The following is a 25,707-nucleotide window of genomic DNA, read 5'->3' as shown; positions in this document are numbered from 1 at the left end:
CGGCACGCCGCGCCCCCGCATTTCACGATACGATGGAGAGACGCCATGGATAAACAGATGGAAGACGCGTTCCGCTTTTTAAGCGGCGAGCTTAAGACGAACCCGAAAGCAGACAAGTCGAAACTGATCGAAGAGGCGGCCCAGAAGTTCGACCTGGACCCGAAGCAGACCGACTTCCTGGTGAACAAGTTCATACTGAACGCGTAAAGAAGACCCTGTTCGCTACAACCGCTTGCCGATCTCCGCTGCGATCATCTTAGACAGGGCTTCATAGAACCGGTACAGGTTGTCCTCCCCTCCAATGGATAGGCGTATTTCCTCGAATTTATTCTTCTCCCTATTGTACAGGGTCACGACGCAGGCATACCTGTTCCCGGCCTTTATGGCATCACTGGCCTTTCCACCCTCAGGAACGATTGATCCGCAGCAGGCGTAGCCTGCCTTCATGTCCCTGCACAGGCCCATTATCTCTTCCCGGGAGAGCTTCCGTATCTGCCGCTCAGGGCCCTCGTGGAAGATGGATTCGACTTCCATGACCGGTACGATGGGATATCCCGCGTTACGCAGTTCCCTCATGATCGTCTCCCGTAATAGGCGGTCCTGGATATTGTTGATGAGCGTGCTGTCGAAGCCCAGCACCAGGATCCGCTCCGCAGGCTTCGATAAAGCCAGCCGGCCGGGAAGAACCGCCATGAGGAGCAGAACCGCGGCGGCAAGGGCGTATTTTTTTGTTCGATTCATTTTATTCATAACCCGTCAGGAAAGATAAACCGCTTCTTTATCAGGGACAGCCATGGCAGGATCGATATCATCGGCCTCCACCGCGGCCAGGGGGGAGATCTCGATGGCCCTGACCGAAGCGGGGACCCTCACCCCCCTGCTGACGAGCCATGACCGGAACTGGTCATCCATCATCTTCTGGGCCGACTCCACCGAATCCACCCCGGAGGGATTCTTGACGGGGGCGAACTCCTCCTCGCGGAGCGTTTCAAAAACGATGTTTTTTTCCGTCAGGGGAAGGGCGTCGAAGACGAATTTCTCGAACTTGAATCCCTCGATCTCGCGGGCTGCGCCGCCCTGGAAAGCCCTGATCTTCTTCCGCGCCGTGTGAAAGGGAAGCGATATCTCGGTCCCGGCCGTTAGCCGCTCGATGAATTCCCTCCGGAACAGGTGGATGGCGATACTTCCGGAGGAATAGCGCAACTCGCCCCGTTCATCGGTGCTGCGGGTCTTCTCCTCGGGAAGGTCCGAGTATTCCACGATGCCGATGGTGCTGTTGCTGAAGCGGACGAAGACGCCCACCTTTTCCTCCGGGTAGGCCTTCTTCACGGCCTTGCTGGAAACATCGGCCCCCCGGAGGACCTGAAAGCCGATGAAGACCGGGTCGATTATCCTCACCAGGGGGTTGTCCACCTGGAAATAGGAGATGGTCTCGACACCCCTTTTTTTCATTTCCCCGATCACGCCCGAGGTATAAAGAGCCGTGAGGCTACCCCCGTGGCCGTCCGGGTTTTTGAATACGTTTTTTTTCGTTTCCATGATGAGCCTCCCCTTCGTGTCCAGGGACGGAATCATGTTCTGGGGAAAGATGAAGACGTTCTCCGGGCCGAGGCCGAAGTAGCCGTTCTCGCGGAAGAAGGCATTGGTCTCGTCGTGGTTGGCTCTCGAGGTCATGATGAGAAAGGGGATCGCGACGCCGTACTTGCGCGAGTATTTCACGATCTTTTCAGCGTGTATCTGGAACAGGGTCTTCCCTGAGACCGGGCCCACCGGAAACTTCCCCTTGGGGCCGTCATAGCCGAGGCGCGATCCCTGCCCGCCGGCGACCACGAAGGCCGCCGTTTTACCGCTCCGCACGTGATCGACTCCGGCATCATGGGCCACCCGGTATTCCTTCATTTCCCTATCATTTTTCGGCACCGGTATGTATGGCGCCGGTTCGAAGTTGGTGTCCGCCAGGGCTTCCTTGGAGGAATAGAGCTTCCCCAGCAGGCCAAAATCGACATCGGCCAGATCGTCAAGGAGCTCCTTTTTTTCATGGTCATTGAGCCCGCTCCAGTATTCGAACACATGGTCCTGCCCGCTGTCATAGACTCTTTTGATCACAGCTTCATAGCCGGGAAAAGTAATCATGGCTCCTCCTGCAACATCAATGTGGCATGACAGCACCGTATCAAACGCAGGGGTATTGATCAATTATTATTTTAATGTGTTATTCAAAACATAAATCGAAAATATACCTCCCTCTCCGCTTTACGGAGAGAGGGAGGGGGGACAGGAGGGGCGAGGATTATACCCGCGATAAACGGCGGTGACAACCTGTCAGTTGACACAGGTTCATTTTTTCATCTTGACAATAATATACCGATCGGTATTTTTTTCCCATGAAAGGTTCCGCACCGGAAGGGAAAACAGAACGCACGAAAAAATATATCATTGAACGGGTGTCCCCCGTTTTCAACAGGAAGGGATTCGCCGGCACGTCCCTTTCGGACATGACCGGGGCGACCGGCCTTACCAAGGGGAGCATCTACGGTAATTTTAAAAACAAGGACGAGGTGGCCCTCCGCGCCTTTGATCATAGAGTCAGCCGCATCATCGGCGCCTTTTCCGAAGAGATGGCGCGGCAGAAGACATACCTCGGCAAAATGCTCGTTTATCCGAAGGTCTACCGCCTCCTTCGGGATGAGATAGTCGCCACCGGCGGATGTCCCCTTGCCAACACCCTGGCTGACGCGGATGACACCCACGGCCCTTTATGCATGGCCGCGATGAAGGTCCTTGCCGAATGGAGGAAGACCATTCGCAGGCTGATACAAAAGGGACAGAGCGCCGGCGAGTTCGATCCCGGGATCGATGCGGACGCGACGGCCCTTACGATCATCACCCTCATCGAAGGGGCGGCGGTGCTGGCCAAGGGCACCGGCTCCAATGAGTATTTCACCAACGGAATCGACGGCGTTGAACGCCTGATACTATCGCTTCGGAATAACCCGAAAAAGGAGCACCGGCAATGAAAGAAGACGTCTACAGGGCCATCCAGAAAAAGCTTGATTCCTTTTCCGTGGGGTTTCCTCCCACTGAATCTGGGATCGAGATCGAGATCCTCAAGGAGCTCTTCAGCCGGGACGAGGCGGAGCTCTTCCTCGACATGAGCCCCATGGTCGAGACGCCCGAGTCAGTGGCGAAGCGCACCGGCCGCCCCCCTGAGGAAACGGCCGCACGGCTCGAGACCATGGCCTCCCGGGGACTCCTCTTCAGGCTTACAAAGGACGGATCGTCACGGTTTGGCGCGATCCCCTTCGTGCACGGATTGTTCGAGTTCCAGGTCAACAGGCTGAATGAGAAGCTCTCGGCCATGTTCCAGAGATATTCTGACGAGGGATTTAAAAGGGTCTTTGCCGACGTGAAGGGGGCCTTCCTGCGCACGATACCGGTGAACGAGTCCATCACCCCTGAGCTGAACATCGCGGCCCTCGACGACGTGGGGAAAATCCTCCAGGGAATCGACACGATTGTCGTCACCGACTGCATCTGCCGCAAGACCAAGAAGATCCTCCACCGGGGGTGCGACGCGCCCATGGAGGCGTGCTTCATGTTCGGATCCATGGCACGGTACTACCTTGACAACGACATGGGGCGAAGGGTCACCGCGGAGGAAGCCTTCGAGATCATCCGGAAGGCGCAGAAAGCCGGCCTGGTGACGCAGCCCTCGACCTCGCGAAACCCGAACGGGTTGTGCAACTGCTGCAAAGACTGCTGCGGGGTCCTGGGCTCCATGAAGAGCCATCCGCGGCCCGCTGAAATCGTATACTCCAACCATTTTTCCACGGTCAAACCGGAATCCTGCACGGGATGCGGCGCCTGCCTGTCGTGGTGTCCCATGGAGGCCATTGCCCTGAACGGCGACGGCATTGCGGAGATAGACCGCGACCGCTGCATCGGATGCGGCGTGTGCGTGCCCAATTGCCCGGCAGCGGCCATCGCCCTCAAGGCGAAAGATGAAAGCGACCGGAAACCGCTCCCGGAGAACGCCCTCGCCCAGATGATGCTGATGGGCCGCAACAGGGGAATCGGGAAATAACGTCCCCGCGGCTCTGTGCCGGGGCGCAAAGGCCCGGCACAGGCAAATGATTTGACAAACCGCCCGCAGCGGGGCTTACTTAACCGACGGTTCCGACAGGGCGCCGGGCTTTGGACGCCTTCGCGCCGATCCGTCTGATCGCCATGAAAATAATCCACTGCACCGACATCCATGGCAGCTTTTCCCGGGTCTACAATCTCCTCAAGGAGACCGTCGCCGACCTGTACATCATTGCCGGCGACCTTATCGACCTCCCCTTCTATACCCTGGGCCAATCCATAGAATACGCCGATACGCAGAATTTTTTCCATGCCATGCGGCGGGAATCGAAGGAACAGCACATCATCCTCGAAGAGTATGTCCGATCCCTCCTTGAAGGGGAAAGCCTGGCCGGCGAAATGGCAGACAAAGCGCGCTTCTATCTTGACGCCACGGACAAAGCCCGGGAGGTGATGCTCAAAAAATACCAGATACTTGAAAACATCTTCAACGCCGGCGGCGACGCCATGATCGTGACCATCCCGGGAAATTACGACATGGACCCCGCAGGCACCCCCCTCGAGGGGCGCAGCCTCCATCTCAGGTCGGTGGAGGTCGGCGGCCTCACCCTGGCCGGATACGGCGGCGCCGATGTTCGCACCCCCGGGTTTCCCGAAACATGGATGGTACGCTACGGCGGCAGGTCGCTGAAGGACACCGACAGCGAGCTCTACCGCTTCCTTGACCGTGCCCGGCCCGACATCATCGTGGCCCACCATCCTGCCCAGGGGATGCTCGATTCCATAGGCTCCCTCGGGTCATGGGGCTCCCCCTCCCTCAGGACCTACTGCGACACCCACGACGTCATGGCCTGCCTCACCGGCCATGTCCACGAAAGCTGGGGATTGCGCCATGCCGAAGGCACCCTCTACCTGAACCCCTCGAATTTCGGCGAGGTGATGACGTCCCGCGGCGACATTTCCGAAGGTGGCTTTTTCTTCGAGATCACCGTTGAAGGCGGCGCCATCCCTCTCGTGCAGCTGAAAAAAATCGTTGATACTCGGGTATACGACATTGCCGAATACCGGAATGCGGGATCCCGGTATCATGAATCCCTTATCGACCCGGCGCGCTTCCGGGCCCTCAAAGAGATCTCGGTCATTGATGAGAACATCGAACGCTACAGCCTGGTGCCGGAGATCCGGATATTCAGGGACATTCGGAACTTTTTCAGGATTTACCAGACGAAACAGAGCGAGGAGCGCGTGCGGAACCTTGAACATGCCCTCCGGTCCCTGGGCGACCTGGGCGACCACATCGCCCTGGACCTGGTGGGATCGGTAAACATGGGCATGGCGCAGGATTCATCGGACGTTGACGCGGTCCTCTACATTAAGGACCAGCAAACATGCGGCCTGGATTTCGGCTCCTGCGATTTCGCCAAGGACGTGGCGGCCAGGATAACAGATATCCTGGCGGACCGCCACGGCTTCCAGGTCATCGACTTCATCAACCTGGACCATGTCATGGCAAGCATCAACGCCGGCAAGGCGGACTGCGACATGACCCAGCGCTTTGCCGTGTACCGCTCTTTCTGCAGGCCCGTGAATTACCGGGTCCTGGCACCGGCGGAAGACCTCCTGAACAGGAACATATCCTTCCGGAAGGAGGTGGAGGAAAACATGAGATCCTATCTCCGCGTCCTGGCCGCCTCATCCGACACCGGGAAATCCTTCGAAAAGTACATCACCCGTCTCAGGACCTCCGGTGTCGTCATTCCGGAATCCATGATGCAGAGGATCGAAACCCTGCTCCAGAAGAAAAGATAACATGGCCGCGCAGCGGTACTGATTAATATAAGGAGGGTCCCTATGTTACACCGGCAAAAAATCGAGCTCATCCTGATAAACCTGGTCTGCGGCGGCGCTGTGCTGGCCAGCTACGGCTATGGCCTCACCGCGGACGGAACTTCGGCAAAGGCCCTGTGGGGAAATGTGCCGGAAGGGCTCATTCCGTTGTATACCGCCTCGATGATAACAGCAGCGATCGGGTATCTGCTATTCACGTTTTTCATTCTTTTCAAGGTCAATCCCGATGAGGCGATCATCGCCGGCCGTTACCGGCACCGGCTGTTCCATGTTCTCTACGGAGCCATTCTGGCGCCGTCGGCCCTCTGGATGCCCCTGACCGTTGCCATGGTCCGGGAGCCGTCACCGGGGCTCTGGATAGCGATCCGCCTTGTTCTGGCGGTAGTGGGACTCGGCTCCATCGGCATAATCGCAGCCCTGATGCTGACGCGGCCGCGTCTCGGTTCATGGGCCTTCCGCCTTGCCGTGGCCGGCGCCGCCGCATTCGCAATCCAGACGGCTCTCCTTGATGCCCTGGTCTGGACCGCTTATTTTCCCTTCAGCCTCTGGTAAGCGGTCCCCGGAGGGGCTTCATCGGTTAACCCGTCCATTTTTCGGACACAGGGGGACGATGAGGCCGGTGCTTGTTCATTTGTCAAGACCGGACCGTATCACCTCCCGAACCCTGCCGATGAGATTGTCAAAGGCCGACTCGTCATGGGAAGCGGTATCGATGGGCTGATGGATCTTCATGTATGCAGTGCCGGGGAACAGGTCAAAGGTTCGCGGCGGAAGGATGGCCCTGGTATTGGCGATCGACACCGGCAGTATCGGCAGCTTCAGCTCCCGGGCCAGCCAGAAGGCGCCTTTCCTGAATTCCCCCAATTCTCCGGTCCTGCTCCTTGTCCCCTCCGGAAGGATAATGATGGAGGTGCCGTTAATTATCTTTTTTTTCGCCGCTTCCAGGGATTGGTAGGCCCCGCGGGGATTGGACCGGTCTATGAAAACATTGCCCCCCTTTTCAGCCGCAAATCCGATGATCGGGACCTTCCGGAGCTCTTTTTTTATCACCCACTTCAAGTCAAGGCCGAGCCATCCGTACAGCACCAGCACGTCGTACATGCTCTGATGATTGGAAACAATGACATAGGACTGGCCTTTTACGATATGCTCGCGACCGGTCACTCTCACTCTCATCGGCGTGATGTATCCGGTCAGGCGGGCCCACCAGACGCCGGTGGTCCTGTTGGCCGCGTAGTCGTCAAGGAAGATCAATACAACAATGCCGATCAGGACCAGGATGCAGGTGATAATGAAAAAAAGAGGAAAAAAGACGAGCCATTTATAGGGCTGATACAGAACACGCAGGATGCGATCCATGGGCCTCCCGGTCTTAGAGCCACCGAAGGGCGATCAGGCAGCTGATCGCCGATACGCCGGCGGACAGCGCCGTTCCCCAGGCCATGTCAACGATAACCACCACCAGGGGCCAGTCCCGTATGGTCGCGTAATTGGTGAGATCATAGGTGGCGTAGGAGACAAGGCCCAGCAGGGCTCCCAGCGCCAGGGCCCTGAGCAACGACTGCTTCTCAAAAGCGGGCATGATGACGAACAGGACGAGGCCGGCAATGTAGAGCAGATAAAATATGATCGCAGCGGGCCATCGGACCGACTCGGCCATGATATATCCCAGGTGGGTGTTGTAAAAGCCCCTGGCTACGGCGGCCAGCCAGATGATATCGATGGCGAAAAAAACCGGTATTGTGATCAGATACAGTTTCATGAACAACGCCATATTCAATATGATCCTCCCTGTTACAGCCTAATTCAACGCATTATTCCAATCAGCCTGTTGCTGCAGGGCCTCCATGGGATACTATTATTAATAATCAATAATGAAATGATCATCAACTAAAAAATTTTGGGGTTAAAGATTTTCTGAAGCCGCGGCACGGCCCTGGAAGATCAGTCAATGACAGACCTCGATGGGGCCTTCTTGGCCCGTTCGATGAGCCTGTCAAATTCAAGGGCGCCCCGTTCGGAGAAATGCACGCCGTCCACGGTCATGTCTGCCCTGGGGAAGATCCCCATGGATCCGGCGAAATGCCGCTGAAGGGGGAGCAGGACCGCGTCACGGTCCGCCAGGACCCACTGGTACAGGGCAGCCTCGAAGGGAATGGCGTTCATGTTGACATAGAGGCTCACCGTGGGGGGCAGTCCGAACACGATTATGCGCGCTCCGAGGTAGAGGCTCCGGATCGAGTCCAGGGCGGCGCAGCTGCGGGTTATCGTCACGTCCACGGGCTGGCGCATCAGCAGGGGATTCCCGCCCAGGCTCCCCACCACGACATATTTTACCGATTGATAATGGCCGTCGCGCATCAGTTCCGGACGGATATCCGCCGCCATCCGGGCCATGTGATGGGCCCAGGTGCCGCTGGTCGAAAAATTCATCCGGTCCGGCACCGAGCGCAGCCTGATTCTCGTCATGTCCAGGAGCGAGTCCCCGAAGGCTATGGTGTCGCTTCGGGGGGTGCCGCGCAGCTTCTCGCTGAACTGCGCCAGGCGCCTGCGGTGAGACGGATGGTCCATAGTCCATATTTCAGGCGAGGGCTCTGTCCGGGAAAAGAAGGCCTCTAGCACGGCCCCTTTGCGCATGTTCCGCCTGTTCTGGCGCTCATTCATCTTCGCCCGAATAATGGTGAGCACTTCTTCCGCGAATGACGGCTCCCCGGCCATGAGAGGCGAACCGGCCATGATAAGGGACGCGGCAATGACGGCAACCGCCGCTGCCCGAAAACAGCGCCTGCCCTTATGTTGGAACAGTTTCATGCCATGGTATCTTTTCATATTTATTAGCTGTGACCTGTAAATCATAATAATGCCGCGCTGCTTGGCGTCGAAGCAAGATCGATGCGACGGTCGATCACCGGCGGGACAGGGGACCATAACGTCTTTTAACAGTGACATAGAAGGCAAAGGCTTCCGCGCCCCGTCCATTTCTCCAGACCCCCTTGATGGTTCCGTCTTTTTCCTTGCCCCGGAAGACATGGATCATGTTCCCCTTGCCGCCGCTCCCCGTCAATTCGATGTTATTATTCCTGTCGATCTTCATGGTGAAGGGATGTTTGTCTCCCTCCTCTTTCCGGAGACGATAATATCCCTCTCCATGGCCGCCGAAGCGAATTTTCACAAATACCGGGCGCCGAAGCTGAAAGGACCGGCTGTCCCCGATCCATCCTTCGTATTCAGCGAAATAGAGCTCCTTGGGCAATGCCTCGCTGTATATGGTTTTATAAGCGCGTTCCGCCGCAGCGCATTCGGACGAGTAGTGCCGCAGCTTTCTTTCGCTCACCGCGCAGGAATTGCCCAGGATCGCACATATAACAATGACACACAGGAAACCGGTTTTTTTCATATAATTCACTTAGAGTGCATCCCGGGTTTCGGGTTGCATTTTTATTTCATGGGAAAAGTCTTCAGATCTTTTTGCCGGGAACTTCAGCCCTGTTTCAATCAAACATAGCATGGACGAAAATTTTTTCAATGATAAAACCCTTTCCTTTGGCGGCGCGTTATATCATGAAGAAGATTGGGGGTCCTTCCTGCCCCTCGTATAGACCAGAGCGCCATATAATAAAAAACCTGGCCGCTTCCGGCCAGGTTTTTTCAATTTCATGGTGTGAAATACTATTGAACGGTCCTGACAGAGACCGCCCGGGGGCCCTTTTCGCCCTTTTCAACTTCGAATTCAACCCTGTCGCCTTCGTAAAGCGTCTTGAATCCGTTGCCGGCAATGCCGGTGTGATGGACGAAGAGGTCCGTTCCGTCATCGTGAGACAAGAATCCAAAACCTTTTTTTTCGTTGAACCATTTGACTGTTCCTTTAGCCATTAAAAAACTCCTGTTAAAAATGTTACGGGTTCCACCCGAAGAATAAGACTCATAAAAACCGCAATTACTTAAGCCAGGATTAAACTCGAGGGTAAGACAATTGAAGGATTTTTGAAACTATTCAGTTGAAGATAATATAGCTACTTCGATGAAAGGTGTCAATATAATTATTTATCATCGCAAAATAAACTTCTAAAAAACATCCCTTTTATGTTCATAATGGCGTTTGTATACACTAAACTCCGTGAATTCACTGCGGCATCACGAATCATTAAAACATTATTCATGAAATTCAAGCGGCGGGATTATTCCACCCTGGTCAGCGGGCCGGCATTGCCCCGCCGCTCAACAGCACGGCAATGCTATCTCATGGCCGTACGCACGACGTTCCAGAATATCATCGACACCAGTCCTATTATGAAAATGATCAGTCCCTTCTTCTGTGAAGCCTCGTCATATTTGAGCACCTTGGCCCCGGACGCATCCGTGACCTTTCCCCACTTCATATGGGCGCCGATAACGAGTCCGATGAGCCCGCCCAGGACGGCGAATATGTAACCTGCGATGACCAGGCCCTTGCCTGCGGGTTGATTGGGTGTTGCTGCATCTGCCATATCAAATAGCCTCCTTTTTTATGAGTGTTTATTCGATGGGACCATCAGCACCGGGACAGTATGACTATTCCATCAATGGCGGCTTTTCGCCAAAGTCCTGATTCCCGGGCCGCCGCCATACGATCCCGCATATTACAATATAACACATATATGCAATCAGGAACACAGAACAAGAATTTTTTTCGGTTATTTGATAGAAGAGATCAAGTGAAGGAGTTAACGCTGCAATCACAGGGCAATTCATTCAATCAGTGTTATTTTTTCAGAAAGGGTATGAACCGCCCGGCGATCCGCCTGATGAACTGGACCTCGGGCAGCTTCATGATGAAGGCCATGGCGAAGTAGACGATCCCGTAGGGGCCGAGGACCAGCAGGGCCTGGAGGATCGGGTGGAGCTCGCGCATTGCCAGCTTCACCGCCCAGGCGGCGGCCGCGCCGGCGCAGGCGGCGACCCAGAGCTTCGCGGTGAATGAAAATTCAATGCCGCTTTTCCCGATTCGCCTGTTCAGGCTGCGGCGCAGGAGCGTGAATTCGATCCAGCCCGCCAGGCCCGAAGCCACGGTGATGCCCGCGGCGCCCCAGCGCCGCTCAATGCCGATCAATCCTGGAAGATACTGCGACGCCAGGAACCCCATGGCGGCCGCGAGGGTCACCCGCACCACCGCGAAGCGGAGTGGCGTCCTCGTGTCCCGGAGGGCGTAGAAGGTCGACGAGTAGAGGCGGCCCATGGTGGAGGCAAGGAGACCCACGGAGGCCCCGGCCAGGATGGCCCACACGTACACTGAATCGGAAGCGGTGAACTTCCCCCGCTGGTACAGGGCTGCGGTGATGATGTCGCCGAGGGCGAAAAAGGCCATGGCCGACGGGACGATGAAGAAGGCGATCTGCCGCAGGCCCGCGTTGAGGCGCTTCCGGAGATACTCGGCTATCTCCGTCTCGCTCCCGGTCGCCCGGGACATGGCGGGGAGCTCCGCGGCTGACACGGACATGCCGAAAAGGCTCACCGGCAGGACGTAGAGAATCTGGGCATAGGTGAAAGCGGCCACCGCCCCGGTGGGGAGGAAGCTGGCCAGCATGGCGTCTATGTAGGAGCTGATCTGGACCACGCCGCGGCTGAAAAAAACCGGCACGAAATTCCGCACCACCGCGCGCACGTGGCTCGTGCGGCGATCGAGGGAAAGGCGCAGCCTCGTCAGGAGGCGAAGCACCGCCGGGAGCTGGATAAGCAGCTGCGCCCCGCTCCCCGCCACGGACCCCCAGGCGACCCATTCGGCGAGGCTCTCCAGGCCGGTGCTCCCCCCGAAGACGACCAGGGTCGCGATGATCACGAAGTTCCAGAGCACCGGCGCGGTGTAGGAGAGGAAGAACTTGCCGTGGCTGTTCAGTATCCCCAGGCACCAGGCGGACCAGACCAGGAGCCCGGCCCCGGGAAAGAGTATCCGCACCAGCACGATGCAGAGCTCCCGCTTCGGGCCCTCGAACCCCGGTGTCACCAGGTTGATGATCCAGGGCGTGGCGAGGACCCCGACCAGCACCAGGACCGACGTGGCCGCCATCAGCAGGGCGGCGATGGCGCCGGCCACCCGGTCTGCCTCCTCCTTCTCGCCCCGCGCCAGGAGGTTCGCGTAGACCGGGATGAAGGACGCCGAAAGCACTCCCTCGCCGAAGAGGTTCTGGAGAAGATTGGGGATGCGGAAGGCCGCCTTCAGGGCGTCGGCCGCCTCGGAGTTGCCGAAGAAGTAGGCGAAGACGCTTTCGCGGATGAGGCCCGCGAGGCGGCTCAGCATGATGCCGCTGGCCACCAGGAAGGCGTGCCACCGGGTGCGCGATTTGGCCGGAGATGTTTCAGACTCTGTCATCAAAAGGTACGATAATTTCGCGGGGCCTATTATATCAAGAATATTACCTCGTGAATGTAAAAATATTATTGACGTTATGGTGCAATTGATCCTTGTTTTTCACCAGACAGATACGGGATTTTGTGCAAACCCCGCCCTGTCAATAATCCATCGCCGGGCGGTCCTCCATGAAAAAATATATCGATACAGTGAACACCCTTCTGGAATCGCTTCCCTACATACGGGAATTCTACGGGAAAACCATTGTCGTGAAATACGGTGGCCACGCCATGGTGGACGACGCCCTCCAGAAGTCCTTCGCCCGGGACATGGTGCTCCTGAAGCTCACGGGCATGAACCCGGTGATCGTCCACGGCGGCGGTCCCCAGATCAACGACCTCCTGAAGCAGATCGGCAAAAAAAGCGATTTCGTGGACGGCATGCGCGTCACGGACCGGGAGACCATGGACGTCGTGGAAATGGTGCTGACGGGAAAGATCAACAAGGAGATCGTCAACAACATCAACCAGACCGGCGGCAAGGCCGTGGGCCTCTGCGGCAAGGACGGGAACCTGATCACGGCGCAGAAAATGTATCACGTTACCAAAACGAACGAGCGGGTGGACATCGGCCAGGTGGGCACGGTCAAGTCGATCAATCCGGCGGTCCTGGACACCCTGGACCGGGACCGCTTCATACTGGTCATAGCCCCCATCGGCGTGGACGAGGAGGGGACCACCTATAACATCAACGCGGACCTGGCGGCCGGGAAGATCGCCGAGGCGCTGAAGGCGGAAAAACTGATCCTGCTCACCGACATTGAAGGGGTCATGCTGGAGGACAAGCTCGTTTCAACCCTCAAGGTGAAGAAGATCCAGGCTCACATCGAGAAGGGCCAGATCACCGGTGGCATGATTCCAAAAGTAAACTGCTGCTGCGACGCGGTGGCTGGCGGCGTCGCCAAGGCCCACATCATAGACGGCCGCGTCGAACACGCCGTGTTGCTGGAGATCTTCACGCAGGCGGGCATCGGCACCGAGATAGTCAACGGCTGATCCGTTTCCTCATGAAAAGCGGCGAACGGGATCGCCGCCGGGGCCATCTCTCATCATTCGACGTGGGTCCCGCAATAGGGGCATTCAGCCCAGCCATCCTCATCGAGGGAACCGGTATCCTTGTAAATGGACTCGCACTCGTCGCAGATGAGAAAGGGCTTCCCGCACTTTTTGCACGTGATTTTTTTCAGGGTCCCTTCCTCGCAGAAGGGGCAGATAAGATCGTCGTTGCCTTTCATGAGTATCCCCCGTATTTCAATCGACAATCATGTTTTCGTGAAAGCGAGGTTCCGACTCCTCGCTTTCAACTACATCGGAAAAAAAGTAATCACCGCGCCCTTGTCCTTTTTAACAACCAGGCGGACCGATTCAAGCCTCGGGTTCCCCCGCTCCCGGCCCATTCGGCCGCCGAGATATCCGATGGACCTTCCCATCTTCACGGTATAGGCCGCCTTGGCGCCCCCCTCCTTACTTGTGATACCGCCGGCCCTGATCCTGTTCCACGCCTCGTCCAGGAGCTCGATGATACCGGCTTTCGTAAGGGAAAACACGCCATGCCTGGGCCTTCCGGGGCTGTCAGCGCCGTGGCGCATGATATGCTCGAGCCTGGTGCGTCCTTCCGGGTCCCGCCCTGCTATGAGAAGGCCGGACCTGGTCTTCCAGGCGTCTCTTCCGGCGGGAATGAGAAGCCCTTTTCTCTCAAGGTCCTTTATTTCCAGGGCCGTGATGTAAACAGCGTTGTCCCTGGAAATCCGCCGCGCCTCCAGATTTCCGGAGAGCATCGCGGCAGCGCAAACAAAGACAATCAGCAATCGAATTGCGTTTTTCATGGTGATATAACAATCACAGGGCTCATAAGGAGTCAACCGTATTTCCATTGCATCAAGGCAGGTTCCATGACTGTCTTCACACAGGGGGCTAAAAAATAGTATTGACATTCGGGGGTCGAAGAAATCCTTCTTGGGGAAGGACAACACACCATGAACTCTTTCTACGAAAACATGACCCATCGCACCCTGATGGTCATCGGTCAAAAAGCCCTGGACCGGCTTGGCACGGCTTCGGTGATAATCTTCGGTGTCGGCGGCGTCGGTAGCTGGTGCGCCGAAAGCCTGGTCCGCTCCGGCCTCTTGAACCTCACCATGGTCGATTCCGATATCGTGTGCCCCACCAACATCAACCGCCAGGCCCAGGCCCTGGCCCGGAACGTGGGCGAGTCAAAGGTGGAGGAGATGAAAAAGCGGCTCCTTGAGATCAATCCCTCCGCTGCGATCACGGCCCGCCACGGGGCCTACGATGAAAAGAGCTGCGACAGCTTTGACCTGAAATCCTTCGACTACGTCATCGACGCCATCGACTCCATCAAGAACAAGGTGTTGCTGATAGAGCAATGCCTTGAGAAGGGAGTCACCATTTACTCATCCATGGGAGCCGGGGCTAAATCGGACCCGTCCAAAATACGGATAGACCTCTTGTCCAGGACAAAGAACTGTCCCCTGGCGCGGACCGTCCGGCGAAGGCTCCGCCAGGACAGCGCCTCCACCGACATCCCCTGCGTGTACAGCGAGGAGCTCCCGGTGCAGCCGGCGGCCGAAACGGTCTGCGGCTCCGGCGACTGTCCCTGCGCAAGAGACCGGGCCAAATTCTGCGCCGACCATGACGAGGCGCCCATCGACTGGTGCGGCATGAAAAAGCAGATCAACGGCGCCCTGGCGCACGTCACCGGCACCTTCGGGTTTATGCTGGCGGGAATGATAATAAACGACATCATGGCCCGCGCCGCCGCCGATGCAGAATAGACGCTACTGCTTTATATGGGACAGCCAATAAATGAGTTGAAAAAATCGATTCACTTGATATGGTATGCCAGTGATCGGTAATGTTGTTAATGAAATCCTTGATGATATAAAAATAATTTCGATAGTAAGCCTTTTATGCTTTAATATAGTATTAGCGAATTTGCTAATGAAAAACGCGTGACTCGTCTAATTATAAAGTTAAACAATAGTTGGCAATGATAATAAAAACTGAACTCACATTATCGGTTTTCCTTTCCGGAGCCGTCGTCGCCGCACTGTGCCTGTTCAATCAGCCGGCCCTGGGACAGGAGAATCCCAATAAAAAAATTCCCTTCGAAGTAATAGAAGACAAGACCGCTGGCGATTCCATGGCGCCGGCAAAACAGCTCCGTCTGGGACTTGGCGTGAACCTTGATTTTTTTCCCACCGTGCTGAGCGCGGTGGATGGCGAATTCGGCCTGTCGATCCAGCCCTGGTTCGGCATAGACCGGTTCAAGCTGCGCCTGAACATCACCCACATGCGGATCCCCGAGTCCCTGGTGGGCACCAGGTATTTTCATAAAAACAGCGCCAACACCTTTTCCCTTGTTCTCGAATATTGCTTCGGGAGCAACTTCGACGGCTTCACCGTCGGTGCCGGCGTCGGCGTGTGTAACAACATGGTCAGCCACAGGTATTTCAACAGGAAGGGAAACTCCATCGCTCCCTTTGTAACCATCGAGGGCGGATATATCTGGAAGTTCTACAACAACCTCTTTATCGAGCCATGCCTCGCCCTTGATGTCATGGTGACCGGTCAAAAAATAAAGGTGTGGGGATTCAATTACAAGCCGCTCCCGGTTACCGGGGAAATATCCATCAAATTCGGCATTAATGTGGATATTTGACCGTCCCTTCGCGGGATTTTATGCAAATTTTTAACCGCAGGATTGCATCCATCCCCGATTCCATCTTTTTTATTTGACAATCATCAGCGTTTCAATAATTTTGCTCCCGGAGAGTTGTCCGAGTGGCCGATGGAGGCGGTCTTGAAAACCGTTGTACCGCAAGGTACCGGGGGTTCGAATCCCTCACTCTCCGAACCGGTCATTGATAAGCGCACAATGGCTTGTGCCCTTATCAATGGAGAGGTGCCCGAGAGGCCGAAGGGGACGGTTTGCTAAACCGTTGTACTGGTAACGGTACCGAGGGTTCGAATCCCTCCTTCTCCGAATACGTTAACGAGCGATGAAAGAAAGTATCAATGTAACAATCAAGCGGTTCAACGTCGATTTCGACGTGCCCCTGATATGGTTCACCTATTTCCCGTTCATCGGGTGGACCTATCCGTTTATTTTCAGGAAAGAGGACAGCTTCGCCATGCACCACGGAAAGCAGGCCTTTGTCATGGCCCTGGCGTTCACCGCGCTGCCCATCGTCCTGACATTTTCGACCGTTTTTATACCGATCTCGTTCCGCGTACTGAAGCTGATCGTCGTCGTGCTGGTATATCTTTCCCACCTGGCCTATTTCGCCCTGTGCGCCTACGGGTTCATGAAGGTGAAGGCGACCGAGCTGTACGACTTCCCGGTCCTCATCAAGTACGCAAAAAAGATCGATGTCTGATTTCTCCGCACATTATGCTTTTTCTTGTTGCCGCACAGGGTGGGAAAAAGTATACTGCATATAGTCTAACACGCGTCCGTAGCTCAGTTGGATAGAGCGCCGGACTACGAATCCGTAGGTCGCAGGTTCGAATCCTGCCGGGCGCGCATCAACCCCCTCAAAACGACTTAAAATGATCTGAAAAGCGATCATTTCGAGGCTTCCAGACAGCTGGTGCTTCTTAAAATTATCAAGTGTAGCATAAGTGTAGCACAAACGCTCACTTACATGCAGCACGATTTTAGGAGGTTCACCATGCTTCAAGGAAAACCCTACTCCCTTTATCGCAGAAACCGCATTTACTACGTCCGTTTTAAACAACCTAACAACCAGTGGGGCGCGGCTAAAAGCACCGGGCAGACATCAAAAGGAAAAGCCGAACGATGGGCTTTTGATTATCTATCTGCCGGGCAAATTGTCCGTAGAAGTAATGTATCCTTTGCCGAATTTTCGAAAGACTTCTTTTCCTGGACCGGACCCTGGGCCACTGATAAAAAGGCCACAGGCAAACGAATCACCATTCGGCAATGCCGTGAAAATATGGCAATCCTGAATAATCGCCTGCTCCCGGACTTTGGGAAAATGCGATTAACCAGCATTGACAAAACATGCATTAAAATTTTCAGGAATGATCTATACCAAAAAGGGTATGCTGGATCAACAATCAACAAGGCTCTCTCATGTCTTAAAACCATCCTTGAAGCTGCAGAAGACAAATCCCTGATCCAATATGTGCCAAAAGTGGAGCGAGCTGCTAACAGGCCTAAACTACGGGGTATCCTGACCGTTGATGAGGTGCGACAGATTTTTTCCATCGACTGGCTTGATTATCGAGCCTATGTAATGAATCTCATGGCTGCCAGTACCGGCTTGCGCCGCGGTGAATTACTTGCTCTGACCCTACAGGAGGTCCATGATAATTATATAACCATTTCCCGCTCATGGGATGAGGCATTTGGCGTATTAAATGAAACCACAAAAACTGGCCGAAGCCGGACAATAATAATACCAACCAATCTCCAATCAGAAATTGAGCGCTTAATTCAGATTAATCCCTGGGGCAAGCCGGACTCTTTTTTGTTTTTTTCAAGTATCGAGAGCAAGCCCATCGAAGGCAAGATTATATCAAAAGACCTATATAGAGCTTTAAGACAAATTGGCATTGGCAATAAAGAGAGAATAGAGCGTAATATAACATTTCACAGCTGGCGCCATTGGTTTAATTCTCTATTGATTAATGCCAGAATACCATTACAAAAGATACAAAGTCTTACCGGCCATCTGACGAATGAAATGACACAGCATTATTATCATCCCGACGAGATGAGCGACGTCTTAAAAGTGGTTCAGGACTCACTTTTTAGTATTAACCAACCCACCACTACAATGAACAAATAATACTACAGGAGGAGTACAATGAAAAATTTCGCAGAAAAAACGGGGTTAAGTACCGCGAGGTTAGATGCAATTGACAATCTAACCTTGAACCATTCAACAATTTATGCACTTGGTCGTTCTTTGGAAAATTACAAGATGATCGGCCTGGATTACGACAACCATGTTGTTAATCAGATTGGCAGGTTGATTGCACATATTACAAAATCGATGGAGGCAGATATTTCCAAACTGCAATAAATATATTGACTAATTTAATTATTTTATTGAGTCAAATATAGGGATAGATCAGGACCAGCTATCTTGATCGATAAGGCCATTCCCGATGGCTTTCCCACATTTTTTCGGGAAATAATACTACGGGAGTATTGAAATGTATATAGCAGTAACTCTGGATGATTTTCAACAATATTGCACACAAACACCACCCTCGGCAAAATCTTTTGATGATGAGATAAAAAAAATAAAAGAAGATCTTAGAGGTTATCCGAAACACAAAATGCAATATTTACAGTTTTATATTAACGAGAATCCTTGGATTAAGTTTTATTTATATCTTGATCAATCTGCGTTAAAAGAAATCAAAGACATAGAATCATCCGCTATAAAGAAAGATAAAGCTGGTCATAATCTAAAAAGTTTAATAATGGAGCAAATCGATGATAACATTCAAAAGGCGGGTGGCATTGTAAATTATTTAAAAATTCGTATTAAATGCTATTTTGAAAAAGCTTGTGGTTGTCATTTAATAACTGATGATAATGAATACTATAAAGTCTATTATGAGAGAAATGACAGCTGCGAAGACCTTGACGTTTGCATATGGTTTATGGCTCAACTTTATGGAATTATTAATGAAATTGAGACCATTCAAGGTAACAACAATATAGATAATAACATTACTATACCATTAGCATTGGAGACTAAACAGTTATTCGTCAATTTTGAAACAATAAAGAATCATCAACAATTATACAATGGCCTCATCGCAATGGAACGAACTAAAGGCATCACTGTTAATGACTGGTCTAAGGTTTTGTCCGGTGAAAAAAAAATTATCTGGAATCGTGATGATGTTGACCTGTTGGGATTTATGCAAACATTGCAAAACCATGGATTTATTCATGACTACCAAAAGAAAGGCAAGCTACATGCTGATAGAATTTGCAAGATATTTAAACCAAAAGAACCCAGACAAAACAATGACAATGAGTATGATCCCGGGAGTTTGGCTTCCCAATATTCAAGAGGAAGAAAAGCCGACCGCTTCTATCATGAATCAATGCATTATTTTGAAAAAGTTTTAAAAATACCTACCACATAAACACCATTAACAATAATAAACATTTCTGTTTTTGCAGAAATCACTTCTGTATATTACACTTTAATCAATAAAGATAAAGAAAAATACACCCTGGAGTGATGTTATGCACAATCATCCAATTAAAATTGACGGCCAGGTGGTTGAAACACCTGTCCAATTCCAACCCCTATGGCGATACAAGCAATTTGCCGAGTACCTTGGTATTTCCGAGGATAAAGCCCGGCACGATATGTGCGCCGGGGTAATACCCAAAAAACTTTTCATACGTATATTTGGAGGCAGATCAATTCGTTTTATTCCGGAGGAAGTCGTCAGATTTGTTAGAGAACAATCTGAAAATATTGGGGAGGATCAATAATGGACCTACAAATTATAAAAGCGACCGCGTGGTTGCAAGACCAAATCAATCGGGTCGAATATGGCAATATCACATTGACGATAATTCGTCACGGCAAATCTACGCGATTGGAAAAAACTGTAACAGAAAAAGTGCAGATAGAGGAATGAATAAGCCCGGCTCTGAGAATGTGCGAGGTATATAAATCGTGATTATCGACGAAATAAAACGAATACCAATTGCAGACATTGCAACTCGGCTTGGGATAAAGCCGGACCGACATGGCATGGTGTTGTGTTTTAACGGGCATGACACCAAAGCATCGTGTAAATTGTATCCGCATACAAATTCTTTTTTCTGTTTTGGATGCGGGATCGGGGGTAGCAGTATAGACCTTGTTAAAGAAAAATTGAAAATCCCGACCCGGGAAGCAATAAAAGTGATAAAGCAACAATACAATCTCGATCCCAAACAGAAGACCACAACCCCTGCCCGGCCCGCTAAATCGTTACACAGGGGCAACGATAAAGTCTACAAAGCAATCGAACAGTCTTCGAAAAAGGATGGGAGAGAATTTTCGTATATATACCAGGATCTCTTGGACATGCTGGATCCGGAAGGAGCCGCAATCTACCTGGAGGGCCGGGGGATTCGCCGTAACATCATCGAACGGGCTGGAATAAAGTCTATCCCCAAGGCTATGAACGCTATTAAAAAGGCCTTGAACGACAAATACGGCATGGAGCGGCTACAAGACGCCGGGATCGTCGCAATGGGCAGTACTGGGAGGCCTTATTTTGTCTTTATCCATCACCGTATTATCATCCCCTACCATGACACCGAGGGAAACATTATAAATCTGCAGGGCCGTGACATAGACGGCGGTAGCGGGGCCAAATACCGATTTTTATCCGAGATCGCTGTCCCAATGTACACCCAGCAGAAACTGAAGGATCTCGCACCAGGCGCAACCATCTATCTATGCGAGGGAGCTATTGACGTACTCTCGGCCCTGCAACTCGGTCTTGACACTCCCATCGGGATCGCCGGCGTTAATAATTTCAAGCCCGAGTATTTTGATATTCTTGCTCCATACAGGCTTGTCATTGCCAGTGACCAAGACGCCGCGGGCCGGGCCTTTTATCTCCGGGTAAAAAAGGAATTTCTGAAACGTGGCAAGGAAGTCTATGCCATTGATTTTAATCGTCTTAAAACTGAATACAATATCAGCGGGGCCGTCAAGGACCTGAACGATATTGCCCGACAAGCGGACTACGGACATCATGATAACATCCGCAAGCAGCAAACGCCATTCAATGATGGTATAAAATACACAGCACACGAACTGGAGCGGCTGGTGGATATTACACTGGCAGAGCGGCAGGGAATACACAAAATTAAAAAAACATTTCAGGGGGTTATATTATGAGTGATGATTATGCATTACGAACAGATACCGTATGGGATAGAAACAGCGACATTCTTGCCCGAGTTCGCCCACTCATCAATAATGAAGATGCAGTCAATGATGCAGCACTACCGGATAAACTTCAGAGGATCGTGGGCGAGGCAAGTAACGAGTGGAATAACGAATTTGTCATAACCACGCTGTTAGACCAAATAAAAGAGATAGCTAACTATCAAATCCGACCGTATCGTCTGGGCAATGTGTTTAAGGATTTAAACTCGCCGGATTATTCGCCTCTTGTTCGAGACGGTCTAAACGTCATTGGCGGTGAATCATCAAGCGCGAAAACGTCAATAGTCACGGCCCTGGTACTGGAAATTTTACAGAACAACGACGATACGGTAGTACTGTTTTATAGCCTTGACGATAGCCTATTTGTATCCGCCAAGCGCATCCTTTCGCAAATGACAGGGATGAACCAATTTAACACTACATTCGACATCGAGTCATTGAACACGGAGCATAATAAAATACTTGGTCGAATTGTAATTAAAGAAAAACTCGACCTGGCAACCCTGCAAATAGAGGCAGAAAAGGTCAAAGAGCAGTGCGGCTGCAAAAAGATCATTATTTGCATCGATTACCTGCAGGTAGTACCGACGCCGGTAGATGCGCTAAAACGAGAGGCCCTCAATGCCGCTGTAAGTAATTTGAAGGACATACAAAAAGCATTGGCAGCCGACGGCTGTATAATATTTCTTATCAGTCAACTGAATAGGGATACCAACAGCACAACATTTCGGTACAGAGAAACCAGCGAGATCGAAAACGTGGCTGACGTTGCTTTCGATATTTCAGGCAAAATGAAAGTTATCAAAGATCCAGACACCGGGAAACCCCAAGTCATTCCTGCCATGGAGGATCCTACCCGGCGTATCAAGGCATCAAAAAACAAGCTCGGACCGAAGGGCCGCCGCTGGGAGACAAAGATAAATGCGGCTTTTAATTTTACCCCCCTTTCCATGATCCAGGAAACGGACAGCAGTGCAGCAATCGATGAGTCGGATTATGACGACACCATTGGTAAGAGGTTAAGATGAAAAACGAAACTGCAGAGCATATCCTGCTAAATTTTGATAAATCAAAAGAGAACATTCCACGGCAAATAACTTCAATAGTGCCAACAAGGAATATACACCCTGAAACGGGCCGGAGCAGGATTGCCGAGGATGTAAAAAACGGGACAAGAAAACCTTATTCTATCAATAATGCCTTTGAGCTGGAGGGCGTCAAGGGCCTTATTAAACATGAGGCGGACGCTCTGCTTGTAGCTGGATCTTTAGCCCGCTATAAATATTCGGTGAATAACGCCTTTATATCGGACATTGGGGCGGGCATTTATACCATGATCACCACCCAAGGGAAAGGCTTATATGACTTCCGGGAAATAATCACACGCGATCTCAACAGAAAAGAGGACCGGGTAGGGGCGCGGGTTATTATTAGTCTGGAAACTCTATATAAGGCAGCATTTGGCGCACTGGTAAACCACAACGGGCGGGCAATCCATGGCGCAGGGGATATCGTAGAGGCAGCGAAAGATAAGATTATGCCCATCATAGACGGCAAGGTTCCCATGCCACGGGCGTATGCAAGTATTCAGAAGCATGATCCTAAAACCGGAGAATCTATTGTTGCCGTCATTGAGGGAGAACCAATCCGTGTATATCGAAAATCATCTGGGGCAAAGGACGCACTCATAATTGATCTGGACTATTTCTTTTTTCCAGCCATCGAAAAAGGCACGGCATTGCAGGCCTCGGACTTGTATATCCACCAGGTTGCTGGTTTGACATCATTTTTACAATTAGGAGCAAAGATACACCGGGCTGGGAAGAAAGCCGGCAGTATCGATGTGACAACAGCCCGTAAGATCATTCTGGCCGCACAGGCAGCATACGAACTGCGGTATTTTGCTCCGGATATAGTAAAGGAAAACAAATCAGGACGCATCAATATATCCCTGCGCCGGGGAGCAGTGGGGGATCTATATCCCTCGGCGATAGATAACCAAGGCTATATCCGATACAAACAATTCTCCGAGGCCGTGGCCCTTTCGGGACAGTATTTCCATCATGCGATGAAAGCCCTGGGGATCTTTGGCAATCTCGTAGAAAAGGGGGAGGTGCTTATTCCAGCAATAGAGCAGGGAGCAGAATTTCCTAAAGAGTATCCGCAAATAGTCTTTATTAAGGCAGATAAGGCAGCATGATCAATTTACAGCATCGTTTCCTCCCCATTGCAGCATCATTTCCCCCACATTGCAGCATGGTCTTACCCCTTGTTTTGGGGTGTTTCAGCATCGTTTCATCCCCATTTAGTAAAAGATATAAAAGATTTAAATCTTTTATAAGGGGGGGATCAGCGGGCCTTAAACCCGCTGGATCCCCCAAGAAAGACAATAAGGCAAGAGGTTAATGCATGAGTACAGTCGATTGGCCTACAATACGGGCTGCCTATCTATCCGGGACCAAGCCACAGCAGTTATCGGAACAATTTAATGTGCCGTATGAAACGATACGGTCACATATTAAAACTGAAAAATGGCGGATGGCTAAAACCGAAACTGACCGAAAAACCACTCAAAAGCAGATTGAAAAATACACAGAGAAGCTTGTATCAAGGCAGTTGGAGATCAAAGACCAATACGCTAAAGGGAATCAGAAATTGGCCACGGTAATCCTCAAGACTCTGCAGGTCACTACGGACCCGAAGGATATTGCAGCCCTCACCCGGGCATATAATGAGGCTCGCCGGGGAGTATTTGCCTGTTATGATATTCCGGAAACAACCCGGATCCAGGGCGATCCAGACAAGCCCTTACAGCATATCACAACTCATGAGATCCCGATGGCGGTAAAAAAGGAACTCGTGGCATTGTTTATTGCGAGGCAGCAGTGATCAAGATGGATTACAGCTCTATTCTTGATGAAAACCTGCCGGCATATATTCAGGACGTATGCGGCCAGGACCTGGCGATGTTTGGCCGATACGTTGACCCAATATTCCGGGCCAAATTCCCCCTGGGGACAAAGCATGTCGAGATCATTACCCGGCACCTTGAAGGGGTCGAACGGGGAGCAATCAAACGGCTTTTTGTTGCCATGCCCCCACGCCATGGGAAAAGCTATACCGTATCACGTTTATTTACCCCCTGGCTATTCGGCAGGAACCCTGCCCGCAATATCATCCTGGCATCTTATGGTGCAGATCTTGCCGAGGACTTTTCTCGCTATCAACTGAACCTAATGGAAACCGCTGAATACAAACATGTATTTCAAACCCGGTTGAACAAGAGCGCGCGATCACAGCAGCGATACCAGACAGACGCCGGCGGGATGCTGGTAGCCTGCGGTGTTGGCGGCCCGATCTATGGCCGCGGTGCCGATATCGGTATCATTGATGACCCTATTAAAAACTGGGAGGTTGCTCGTTCCGAGGCCCAGCTCGAACATTTATGGGAATGGTATCAGGGATTTATCACAAGGTTGCATAAAGGCGGTGCTGTGGTCCTCTGTATGCACCGCTGGGGTACTCGGGATCTTGCGGCCCGTATCATGGAGCGGGATCAAGAATATGGTGACTGGACGGTTTTAGAGTTACCCGCCCTTGCGGATCCTACCGAGGATAAGCCGGATCCTTGTGGACGTAAGGCAGGCGAGGCCTTATGGCCAACAGAGTATTCATCAGAGGCTCTTGCACGCACCAAGCGGGAGGTTGATGCGCGGATATGGGCCGCACAGTACCAACAAAGACCCACGGATCAGATTAGCCGGATATTCCCGGAGCCGATCTATGCGGAACCGCCGGAGGGCCTGAAAGTCATTGCATATTTTGATCCAGCCTATTCCGAGGAGTCCAGCGGGGATTATTCAGCTTTAACTATTGGGGGAGAACATGAGGGCCTGATCTATATAGTCGGTGGTTTTGTCTGGAAAAAGATCGTGGATGAGGCTTACTATGAGAAAATCGAAACCCTGTGTAAAACTTATACCGTGCAAAGCCTAACCGTGGAAACCAACAAAGACGAGGGAGCTATTGCCCACGAGCTGCGCCGGCGGAAGCTCTATGTCCGAGAGAAGAAAGCAACCACCAATAAATTTTTACGCATCACTGATCTTGTACTTAAAAACTGGGATAAGATCCGATTTTCATCGAATGTGACCGGGGCATATCTACAGCAGGTTTTAGATTATAACGAGTTAGCCCGACATGATGACGCCCCAGACTCTCTTGCAGGTATAATTGAGCGTTACGTTGTTAATAAAACACCTGGTGTGATTTTAAAATCGGATTACAAAGAGACAATACAAGAGCAACGACGAATAAACCCTCTACCATCTGATCCGGATTTTTTTAATCAGAAATTAAATGAGATCAAAAAGCGATTTCCCAGTGTAATAATGGGTAATGGAAAATAAGATTATAA

The 25,707-nt window shown here is 52.0% G+C and carries 28 protein-coding genes and 3 tRNA genes; 20 read left to right on the top strand and 11 right to left on the bottom strand.

The features are described from left to right. Positions 1-45: 45 nt before the first annotated feature. Positions 46-207 carry a hypothetical protein gene (locus tag KA369_03810; GenBank protein MBP7735076.1) on the top strand — a complete coding sequence of 54 codons (162 nt, stop codon included), beginning with the start codon at positions 46-48 and terminating at the stop codon, positions 205-207. 15 nt (positions 208-222) lie between these two features. Here KA369_03810 and KA369_03805 read toward each other — a convergent pair whose 3' ends face one another. Both KA369_03805 and KA369_03800 read right to left on the bottom strand, forming a co-directional pair. Continuing rightward, on the bottom strand, positions 223-741 hold the full coding sequence (locus tag KA369_03805) for a hypothetical protein (GenBank protein ID MBP7735075.1): 519 nt from the start codon (positions 739-741) through the stop codon (positions 223-225). A gap of 15 nt (positions 742-756) precedes the next feature. Further along, positions 757-2,133, bottom strand: coding sequence for a UDPGP type 1 family protein (locus KA369_03800; protein MBP7735074.1), 1,377 nt, complete (start codon positions 2,131-2,133; stop codon positions 757-759). Between the two features lie 251 nt (positions 2,134-2,384). Here KA369_03800 and KA369_03795 point away from each other — a divergent pair, with 251 nt between their 5' ends. The 4 genes from KA369_03795 to KA369_03780 all read left to right on the top strand — a co-directional run bounded on the left by KA369_03795 (position 2,385) and on the right by KA369_03780 (position 6,483). Continuing rightward, positions 2,385-3,017 (top strand): TetR/AcrR family transcriptional regulator, encoded by a 633-nt coding sequence (locus KA369_03795; GenBank protein ID MBP7735073.1) that lies wholly within the window; start codon positions 2,385-2,387, stop codon positions 3,015-3,017. Further along, the gene (locus tag KA369_03790; protein MBP7735072.1) at positions 3,014-4,084 is read left to right on the top strand and encodes a 4Fe-4S dicluster domain-containing protein; all 1,071 of its coding nucleotides are present in this window, start codon (positions 3,014-3,016) and stop codon (positions 4,082-4,084) included. Before KA369_03795 ends, KA369_03790 begins: the two co-directional genes overlap by 4 nt. A 110-nt stretch (positions 4,085-4,194) precedes the next feature. Then, positions 4,195-5,892 (top strand): metallophosphoesterase, encoded by a 1,698-nt coding sequence (locus KA369_03785; protein MBP7735071.1) that lies wholly within the window; start codon positions 4,195-4,197, stop codon positions 5,890-5,892. A gap of 42 nt (positions 5,893-5,934) precedes the next feature. Beyond that, positions 5,935-6,483, top strand: coding sequence for a hypothetical protein (locus tag KA369_03780; GenBank protein MBP7735070.1), 549 nt, complete (start codon positions 5,935-5,937; stop codon positions 6,481-6,483). A gap of 75 nt (positions 6,484-6,558) precedes the next feature. Here the strand turns inward: KA369_03780 and KA369_03775 are convergent, their stop codons facing one another. From KA369_03775 to murJ, 7 genes are all read right to left on the bottom strand, one after another. Continuing rightward, a complete protein-coding gene (locus tag KA369_03775) occupies positions 6,559-7,290 on the bottom strand; it encodes a 1-acyl-sn-glycerol-3-phosphate acyltransferase (protein MBP7735069.1) in 732 nt (243 codons plus the stop codon). A gap of 13 nt (positions 7,291-7,303) precedes the next feature. Further along, entirely contained in the window at positions 7,304-7,711 is a 408-nt protein-coding gene (locus tag KA369_03770) for a DUF2177 family protein (protein MBP7735068.1), read from the bottom strand. 164 nt (positions 7,712-7,875) lie between these two features. Next, positions 7,876-8,742, bottom strand: a complete 867-nt coding sequence (locus KA369_03765) for a hypothetical protein (protein ID MBP7735067.1) — start codon at positions 8,740-8,742, stop codon at positions 7,876-7,878. 94 nt (positions 8,743-8,836) lie between these two features. Further along, positions 8,837-9,328 (bottom strand): hypothetical protein, encoded by a 492-nt coding sequence (locus KA369_03760; GenBank protein ID MBP7735066.1) that lies wholly within the window; start codon positions 9,326-9,328, stop codon positions 8,837-8,839. A gap of 272 nt (positions 9,329-9,600) precedes the next feature. Beyond that, a complete protein-coding gene (locus KA369_03755) occupies positions 9,601-9,804 on the bottom strand; it encodes a cold-shock protein (GenBank protein MBP7735065.1) in 204 nt (67 codons plus the stop codon). Positions 9,805-10,166: 362 nt separating this feature from the next. Further along, positions 10,167-10,418: a hypothetical protein gene (locus KA369_03750; GenBank protein ID MBP7735064.1), complete on the bottom strand. Its 252-nt coding sequence runs from the start codon at positions 10,416-10,418 to the stop codon at positions 10,167-10,169. Between the two features lie 254 nt (positions 10,419-10,672). After that, the gene (gene murJ / locus KA369_03745; GenBank protein ID MBP7735063.1) at positions 10,673-12,277 is read right to left on the bottom strand and encodes a murein biosynthesis integral membrane protein MurJ; all 1,605 of its coding nucleotides are present in this window, start codon (positions 12,275-12,277) and stop codon (positions 10,673-10,675) included. A 167-nt stretch (positions 12,278-12,444) separates the two neighbouring features. Here murJ and argB point away from each other — a divergent pair, with 167 nt between their 5' ends. After that, the gene (gene argB / locus KA369_03740) at positions 12,445-13,311 is read left to right on the top strand and encodes an acetylglutamate kinase (GenBank protein ID MBP7735062.1); all 867 of its coding nucleotides are present in this window, start codon (positions 12,445-12,447) and stop codon (positions 13,309-13,311) included. A 53-nt stretch (positions 13,312-13,364) separates the two neighbouring features. Here the strand turns inward: argB and KA369_03735 are convergent, their stop codons facing one another. Together KA369_03735 and KA369_03730 are read right to left on the bottom strand one after the other, a co-directional pair. Beyond that, positions 13,365-13,550 (bottom strand): hypothetical protein, encoded by a 186-nt coding sequence (locus KA369_03735; GenBank protein MBP7735061.1) that lies wholly within the window; start codon positions 13,548-13,550, stop codon positions 13,365-13,367. 69 nt (positions 13,551-13,619) lie between these two features. Next, complete coding sequence (locus KA369_03730; GenBank protein MBP7735060.1) at positions 13,620-14,141, bottom strand: hypothetical protein; 522 nt, start codon at positions 14,139-14,141, stop codon at positions 13,620-13,622. Positions 14,142-14,291: 150 nt separating this feature from the next. Here KA369_03730 and KA369_03725 point away from each other — a divergent pair, with 150 nt between their 5' ends. The 14 genes from KA369_03725 to KA369_03660 all read left to right on the top strand — a co-directional run bounded on the left by KA369_03725 (position 14,292) and on the right by KA369_03660 (position 25,699). After that, positions 14,292-15,110 (top strand): tRNA threonylcarbamoyladenosine dehydratase, encoded by an 819-nt coding sequence (locus KA369_03725; GenBank protein ID MBP7735059.1) that lies wholly within the window; start codon positions 14,292-14,294, stop codon positions 15,108-15,110. Positions 15,111-15,325: 215 nt separating this feature from the next. Next, entirely contained in the window at positions 15,326-15,997 is a 672-nt protein-coding gene (locus KA369_03720; GenBank protein MBP7735058.1) for a hypothetical protein, read from the top strand. A gap of 108 nt (positions 15,998-16,105) precedes the next feature. After that, positions 16,106-16,190 (top strand) — tRNA-Ser (locus KA369_03715). 44 nt (positions 16,191-16,234) lie between these two features. After that, positions 16,235-16,321: transfer RNA gene (locus KA369_03710), tRNA-Ser, on the top strand. Positions 16,322-16,337: 16 nt separating this feature from the next. Then, complete coding sequence (locus tag KA369_03705) at positions 16,338-16,715, top strand: DUF4870 domain-containing protein (protein ID MBP7735057.1); 378 nt, start codon at positions 16,338-16,340, stop codon at positions 16,713-16,715. Positions 16,716-16,787: 72 nt separating this feature from the next. Continuing rightward, positions 16,788-16,861, top strand: a tRNA-Arg gene (locus KA369_03700). Between the two features lie 148 nt (positions 16,862-17,009). Beyond that, positions 17,010-18,152, top strand: a complete 1,143-nt coding sequence (locus KA369_03695) for a site-specific integrase (GenBank protein ID MBP7735056.1) — start codon at positions 17,010-17,012, stop codon at positions 18,150-18,152. Between the two features lie 18 nt (positions 18,153-18,170). Next, a complete protein-coding gene (locus tag KA369_03690; GenBank protein MBP7735055.1) occupies positions 18,171-18,389 on the top strand; it encodes a hypothetical protein in 219 nt (72 codons plus the stop codon). Between the two features lie 133 nt (positions 18,390-18,522). Continuing rightward, a complete protein-coding gene (locus tag KA369_03685) occupies positions 18,523-19,473 on the top strand; it encodes a hypothetical protein (GenBank protein ID MBP7735054.1) in 951 nt (316 codons plus the stop codon). A 545-nt stretch (positions 19,474-20,018) separates the two neighbouring features. Beyond that, complete coding sequence (locus KA369_03680; GenBank protein MBP7735053.1) at positions 20,019-21,239, top strand: toprim domain-containing protein; 1,221 nt, start codon at positions 20,019-20,021, stop codon at positions 21,237-21,239. After that, positions 21,236-22,318 carry a hypothetical protein gene (locus KA369_03675; GenBank protein MBP7735052.1) on the top strand — a complete coding sequence of 361 codons (1,083 nt, stop codon included), beginning with the start codon at positions 21,236-21,238 and terminating at the stop codon, positions 22,316-22,318. Before KA369_03680 ends, KA369_03675 begins: the two co-directional genes overlap by 4 nt. Further along, a complete protein-coding gene (locus tag KA369_03670) occupies positions 22,315-23,490 on the top strand; it encodes a hypothetical protein (protein MBP7735051.1) in 1,176 nt (391 codons plus the stop codon). Before KA369_03675 ends, KA369_03670 begins: the two co-directional genes overlap by 4 nt. A gap of 338 nt (positions 23,491-23,828) precedes the next feature. Continuing rightward, the gene (locus KA369_03665) at positions 23,829-24,179 is read left to right on the top strand and encodes a hypothetical protein (GenBank protein ID MBP7735050.1); all 351 of its coding nucleotides are present in this window, start codon (positions 23,829-23,831) and stop codon (positions 24,177-24,179) included. After that, positions 24,176-25,699: a terminase family protein gene (locus KA369_03660; protein MBP7735049.1), complete on the top strand. Its 1,524-nt coding sequence runs from the start codon at positions 24,176-24,178 to the stop codon at positions 25,697-25,699. Before KA369_03665 ends, KA369_03660 begins: the two co-directional genes overlap by 4 nt. Positions 25,700-25,707 lie beyond the last annotated feature (8 nt).

Source organism: Spirochaetota bacterium (assembly GCA_017999915.1).
Lineage (GTDB): Bacteria > Spirochaetota > UBA4802 > UBA4802 > UBA5550 > RBG-16-49-21.
The sequence above is the reverse complement of the archived record's forward strand: the minus strand, read 5'-3'. Positions and strand labels throughout refer to the sequence as shown.